We start from the raw sequence: 4,944 nt of genomic DNA on the forward strand, positions 1-4,944 counted from the left end.
CGGCCGGCTCGGGTTGGTGAACGATTTGCGCACCGGTCGGGCCACGCCGGGTCTGCGCGGCGGGAGGGGTCAGCCTTGGACGAGAACGATCCGCACTGGGACGCCGACCCGCTCTGGTACGACCGGGCCGAGGCGGACACGCCGCCGGGCCGGGTGGTGGAGGGTCTGGCGTATCTGGTCCTTCTGGTCCTGGCGGGTGTGGCCTGGGGGGCGCGGGCGTACCGGCTTCCGGACGCGCTGTGGTGCCGGGCGATGGACCGGCTCCGGCCAAGCACGCCCGGACCGCGTCGGTCCTGAGATCCGCCCGTCACCTGATGCCGGGGCCCCGCGCGGCTTCACCGGCAATCTCCCCGGAACCCCCTGCAAAGCCCAGGACTTCACAGCGGAGAGCGAGGGTTCGGCCCATGACGACGTTACCGCGTGACACGAGTCCGACCACCCAGGAACGGAGCCTGGGTCAGCGTCTGTTCGCGCGCCACGGCTCGACCGCGATCCTGGTCGTGGTGCTGCTGGTCGTGGTCGGCTGGATCGGTATCCTAGGCTGGGCGATGACGTGGATGCTCAGCTGACTCCGCGTCGAAGGGATACGGAACAGGCGTGTCATCGGCCATCAGCGGGGCCGCGCGGCACAGACGCCAGAACTCGACCAGGCCGGCCGCGTAGGCGGCGAGGATCACGGCCGTCCAGTGCATGATCGTGTCCTCTCAAAAGCGTCGATGCAATGTCGTGCAGGCGAAAGCTTGACGTTTCCTCACCGGGCGTACAGATCGGTGCAGATCTGGCAATATAATGGCTCTCCGCGCTCTCTACAGTGGAGAGCCTGCACTTATTTTGCGCAATCGGACTTTATCATCGGATTGCGATGCGATTGGACGGTATCGAGTGGTGAGGGCCGCACAGCGCGAGCGTCCGGCCATCGATCGATCACACCGCGTTGCTGCGGCTGGCCAAGCCATCCGCTTCGGTCTCAGCGTCGTCCGGACGTCCAAGATCCACCACCACGATCTCGGGCGGCGCGCCGAGCCGCAACGGCCGACCGGCCAGAAAATGCGAGCCGAGGCCAGCCGACACGATCAGGTCGCGCTGTGCCTCGACGATGTGCCCGTACGCATAGCGCAGCCCGTAGCGCGACGGGATCCAGGGAGACCACCCCAGGATCCGCACCTGGCCGCCATGGGTGTGGCCGGACAGCGTGAGCGCGACCCGCGGGTCGAGGCCGGTCGCGAACAGATCCGGCTCATGCGCCAGCAGGAGGACGGCCCCCTCGGCGGGCACGTTGCGGAGAGCCTGGGCGAGGATCTCGGACCGTTGCCGGTCGAGGCGATCCGGTGCCTTGGCGCGGCCCGGCGTCGCCTCGCTCTCGAGGCCCGCCAGCCAGACCGGACCGGGGACATCGAGACGGATGGCGGCGTTTTCCAGGACGGCGATACCGGCCGCCCGCAGCGCGCGCTCGGCCCGCGTCGGGCCGTGGCCGCGCCGGAGCGCCACAGGATCGTCGCCCCAATCGTGGTTCCCCTGGATGGCGTAGACGCCCTTCGGCGCGTGCAGGCCGCGCAGACGATCGGCCACCACCTCGAACGGGACCGCACCCGGATGCTGGGAGCCGTAATCGCCGAGCAGCACCGTGAGATCGGGGGCCAGGGCATTGGTGCGTGCCACGACATCGGCGATCGCATCTGCGCCCATGCAGCGGGGATGGGCGTGGAAATCCGTGAGCACGGCGACCCGCATCGTCAGACCCGCCGGCCATCGGGATGGGCATACGCGATACCGCGTGACCTGCACCCGGTGCGGCTCGACGGCCGTCGCGTAGCCCGCGCCCGCCAGACTTCCGGCCGCCGCGCAGGCGGCGATCCAGGTCGGCCGGGATAGGAGCGTGCGGCGGGTCAACATCGGTCGGCGACTCGTTGGGGAAGCCGCAGGCTTAGCACAGGACGGCATTCGGTCCGGCAGCACGTCCAGGGGATGCTGGGATCGGGCGCCTGATCACGCCGAGCGAACGGCACAATCCGGTGGGCGAGGTCTCGCGACAGGCTCCTCAACCGAGTCCGAGGATGTCCACGCGAGAGCAGGCGCTTGCACCGTGAGCAAAAATCATTGTCTCTGATTCGATGAGCTATCTTGATCCAGGGTTGCGAAATGTAGACAATAATGTCAATATCGATGCAGTAGATCATTGCGCTACATTAATGCTGTCGATCCGAACTATCACTATCTTTATTTTATTGAAGCTTCATCAAAAGTACTGTGTTGATCGCCACGAAGAACCAATAATTAATTCGCGCACTCACTTGTGTCTGCCGTATAAAATTCATCAATAACACCTGAATAAACAATGCAATAAACCGCAAAATCCGTGCGATCTGAATCGAATACTGATTTATTTCCGTACATTAACGATTTCTTCGCCATTCGGCACGCTGAGAGATGCATCGTTAACGCTCAATAAATTCCGCTTCAGAAATTCGGAACGGAATATTGCGTCCCTCGTAGAGAAGCTGAGATGTGATGCCAGTCATGCCGTCAGGAGTGAGCGATGAACGACGATCTCGAAGCGCGGCAGCTCGATGTCCGGCATTTGGCGGCGAGCATCGTGGCCGCCTATGTTTCTAACAATCATGTTCAGGTCACCGACCTGCCGAAGCTACTCATGAGCGTCCACGCAGCCATACAGGCGGCCGCGCAGGGAGAGGTTGCGCCCATTGCGAGTTCCCCCGTCGAGAAGCCCTCGGCTGCCGAGATCCGACGCTCTGTGAGCCGCGATGCCTTGATCAGCTTCGAGGACGGAAAGCACTACAAGACGCTGAAACGGCATCTCACCGGTCGCGGCCTGACGCCGGAGAGCTACCGGGAGAAGTGGGGGCTGCCGCGAGATTACCCGATGGTCGCGCCCGACTATGCCGAACGGCGATCCGCGCTCGCAAAGGCGATCGGGTTGGGACGACCCGGCGCGAGCGAAGCCGAGCCCGATGACGGCGGGAGCGGGACCGAGGCGAAGGGACGCGGGCGCAGGAAGACGGCCTGACACGATCGTCGACGGCATGGCTGAGGAGCGCGCAGGCGCGGGTCGGCCGCCTCCTGACTCCCGGCCCGCACGCGTCTAGAATTCGATGCGCCGATACCGAACGCGCGTTGCATCCGCTCGATGCCGAACGAGAGACCGATGCCGCTGGCCCGTACCACCTGCCGGACCTGCGGCCAGACGATCCGGGCGGGCACGACCTATTGCGTCTCCTGCGCGGTGCGCGATGCCGACAGCGATGCGGCCGTCTTCGACCGTTGGCTCGGCATCGGTCTCGGCGGGGCGGGCGTCGCTGTCGCGCTGGCGTCCGCCTACATCGCAGCGCGGTACCTCAATATCGTCTCGTGATATCGCGCTAAGACGATGGCAGCGCCGTCTTGTGATGGCGGCCCTGACGGCCCCGGCGCAGGATAGGCGCGCCCGCCGTCGGCCGCTTTGCCGATAGCAATGCCCGGACCCGTCTTTCGGCGCAGTCCGTGTGGTTCCTTTGCAGTACGACGAGGTGCGAATCGCATGCAGATGCGCCGAAATACGTACCTCATGGACGGATAGAGCGGCGCGACAGGCCGCTATACCCTGGCCGGGACGGTGCGGGGGATTCCCAAATGGCTCGGCGATCGGTTCTGGTCTTGGGGTTCTGCATCCTGGCGTCCGCGGCGCAGGCCGCGGGCGACATCGCCGTGGACATGGCGATGATCTCGAATGGCGACCTTCGAGTCTTCGGCACCCTGGCCCCGCCCCGAGCGGCCAGGATCGTCCTCGACGACAAGTTCGACACGCGGGCGGATCAGGATGGCCGCTTCGCGTTCCGGATCCCCTACCATCCGGAAACCTGCGTGGTGACGCTGAAATCGGACTCGCTCAGCCGGCAGGCGGTGGTCGGCTATTGCGCCCGTCCTGCCGCCGTGAAGCAGGCCGCGGCCGTGCCGTCCGCTCCGATCCCCGTGATGCTGGCGGCGAACACATCGAAGGGCGAGGTCGGCCCGCGCGGTCCGCAGGGTGCCGCCGGTCAGCAGGGCCCCGAGGGACCGCAAGGCGAGCGCGGTGCGAAGGGTGAGCCGGGCCCGGCCGGTCCCGTCGGTCCGCCCGGACCGATCGGGCAGACCGGTGCGAAAGGCCTGGCAGGTGAGCGGGGTCCTGCAGGACCGGCCGGGCCCGAGGGCAAGCCGGGCGCCGCCATTGCGCTACGGGTGCAGGTCGAGGACTGCACGGCGGGCGGGCGATGTGTCGCGACCTGCACCACGGAGGAATTTGCCGTGAACGGCACCTGCAGCGGCGGCGAGCGTCCCGCGATGGACGAGAGCAGCATCTACTGTTTCACGATGGGCGCGATACCGGTTGCGATGAAGGCCCGGGCGATCTGCGCCCGACGCTGACGCCCGCCGTCAGGCCGGCGCAACCGTGACACGTTTCGGAGCGGCACATCGACGCCGTCGCGCCGAGGCGCATGCCGGGGAATTCCGGACCGGCACCGGGCGACCCGTCAGATAGGATGCTGGCCCATCCAACCCATCAACTCCGGAATCGCGACGGCTGACGAAGAGGACCCGTGAAGCTTCGCGCTGCCAGGTCGGGCAACCGCAATCACAGGTACCGGCCGGCTAGAATTGAGCCTTCCGGACGCGACGGGATCTCAGGACCGGCGCGGTCCGGGCGTGCTTGGCCGGAGCCGGTCCATCGCCCGGCACCACAGCGCGTCCGGAAGCCGGTACACCCGCGCCCCCCAGGCCACACCCGCCAGGACCAGAAGGACCAGATACGCCAGACCCTCCACCACCCGGCCCGGCGGCGTGTCCGCCTCGGCCCGGTCGTACCAGAGCGGGTCGGCGTCCCAGTGCGGATCGTTCTCGTCCAAGGCTGACCCCTCCCGCCGCGCAGACCCGGCGTGGCCCGACCGGTGCGCAAATCGTTCACCAACCCGA

At 66.6% G+C, this 4,944-nt stretch carries 7 protein-coding genes; 5 read left to right on the top strand and 2 right to left on the bottom strand.

The genetic code is table 11. The annotated features are described in order from the left end of the window. Nucleotides 1–75 precede the first annotated feature (75 nt). Complete coding sequence (locus AKJ13_RS29725) at nucleotides 76–297, top strand: hypothetical protein (RefSeq protein WP_050736536.1); 222 nt, start codon at nucleotides 76–78, stop codon at nucleotides 295–297. 107 nt (nucleotides 298–404) lie between these two features. Then, a complete protein-coding gene (locus tag AKJ13_RS32070; RefSeq protein ID WP_160320645.1) occupies nucleotides 405–569 on the top strand; it encodes a hypothetical protein in 165 nt (54 codons plus the stop codon). A gap of 355 nt (nucleotides 570–924) precedes the next feature. Here the strand turns inward: AKJ13_RS32070 and AKJ13_RS29730 are convergent, their stop codons facing one another. Further along, complete coding sequence (locus AKJ13_RS29730) at nucleotides 925–1,893, bottom strand: metallophosphoesterase (protein WP_064774694.1); 969 nt, start codon at nucleotides 1,891–1,893, stop codon at nucleotides 925–927. A gap of 643 nt (nucleotides 1,894–2,536) precedes the next feature. Here AKJ13_RS29730 and AKJ13_RS29735 point away from each other — a divergent pair. From AKJ13_RS29735 to AKJ13_RS29745, 3 genes are all read left to right on the top strand, one after another. Then, nucleotides 2,537–3,025, top strand: a complete 489-nt coding sequence (locus tag AKJ13_RS29735) for a MucR family transcriptional regulator (RefSeq protein ID WP_050736537.1) — start codon at nucleotides 2,537–2,539, stop codon at nucleotides 3,023–3,025. Nucleotides 3,026–3,163: 138 nt separating this feature from the next. Then, nucleotides 3,164–3,370 carry a hypothetical protein gene (locus AKJ13_RS29740; RefSeq protein WP_050736538.1) on the top strand — a complete coding sequence of 69 codons (207 nt, stop codon included), beginning with the start codon at nucleotides 3,164–3,166 and terminating at the stop codon, nucleotides 3,368–3,370. Nucleotides 3,371–3,627: 257 nt separating this feature from the next. After that, nucleotides 3,628–4,398, top strand: a complete 771-nt coding sequence (locus AKJ13_RS29745; protein WP_082317212.1) for a collagen-like protein — start codon at nucleotides 3,628–3,630, stop codon at nucleotides 4,396–4,398. A 257-nt stretch (nucleotides 4,399–4,655) separates the two neighbouring features. Here AKJ13_RS29745 and AKJ13_RS29750 read toward each other — a convergent pair. Then, nucleotides 4,656–4,944 (bottom strand): hypothetical protein (locus tag AKJ13_RS29750; protein ID WP_244471804.1); only part of this gene is annotated, 289 nt, incomplete at its 5' end.

This window comes from Methylobacterium sp. ARG-1 (genome assembly GCF_001262595.1).
GTDB classification, from domain to species: domain Bacteria; phylum Pseudomonadota; class Alphaproteobacteria; order Rhizobiales; family Beijerinckiaceae; genus Methylobacterium; species Methylobacterium brachiatum.